Below are 1,032 nucleotides of genomic sequence, written 5' to 3' on the forward strand. Positions count from 1 at the left end.
GCGTTAGGAGTCACTCTTAAATTGCTTGTTATAGCGCTAGAAAGCAGGAAATCTAACACACACCTTACAGCCATTCTCGATTAAAATATTGACTTCAAAATAGTTGATAACCATTCATTTTCTGGATTTAAGCATATATACAATGACGTTAAACTAATGACCGTTGGAAATATTAATTCAAACACCCACATTTCAACAACTTTAATATTTCTCGAGTTAATCAAGCTTCTTTGATTAATTTCAGTCACTGCTTTATAATTCGATGATGGAAAAGATTGATTAAAATTAATCAATTTCTCTTCAAATTCAGTCAAATTAGATAGTGTTAAATCAAACATTTCATTGGTTTTTTCAATACGAATTCTAATCGCTCTTATCTTTTCCATTAGCATACTAGTATCAAGGTCATTAAAACGCATAAATGTCGAACAAACACCTTGAATTTCACCATTGTCAATCTTTTCACTTTTTAACAACTCTACTAGCTTATAATAATCTTTTGATGTTTTCCTGCTAACTTCACTAATATCAGAAATAATTCCATGCATGTCTTCTTGTTGTGGAAGCAACTTTTCTAAAATGGAGATAACAGAATTCAATTCATTTTTTAGTTTTATTTTTTCATTAGCTATAGCATTGAAATCACTTAACTCTTTTTGTAAACCAATTAAATTTTCATCTTCTTTGAACTCGTCCACCTTCCAACTTTTATTAAATATTGCAAAAGAAATTTTCCACGAAACAAACAACCTACATAAAAGGTAACACTGAAAAGCAGCTAATATTTTTAAAATATGTATGTAATTAATTTCAATCGAATTACCTGAAGAAGATGCTGAAGAGAAGAAAGCACTTGGAGCTGAGATGTTTAATTTATAAAAATATGCAAATATTGACATTGACGCAAATATAAAAATAGATTTTCTTATTTTACTTGGTTCAGAATCATCTAAAAATGTGGTTAACACTAAAATTTATTCCTTATAAAATTACGCATTTATTAAATTTGCGCTATAACGCCCTGTTAAGGGG

General features: G+C 28.9%; 1 protein-coding gene. It reads right to left on the bottom strand.

Annotation, left to right across the window (positions count from 1 at the left end):
- Positions 1-80: 80 nt before the first annotated feature.
- Complete coding sequence (locus FCV43_RS19905) at positions 81-968, bottom strand: hypothetical protein (RefSeq protein WP_136996152.1); 888 nt, start codon at positions 966-968, stop codon at positions 81-83.
- Positions 969-1,032: the final 64 nt, after the last annotated feature.

It is taken from the genome of Vibrio genomosp. F6 (assembly GCF_005146325.1).
Taxonomy (GTDB): Bacteria; Pseudomonadota; Gammaproteobacteria; order Enterobacterales; family Vibrionaceae; genus Vibrio; species Vibrio cortegadensis.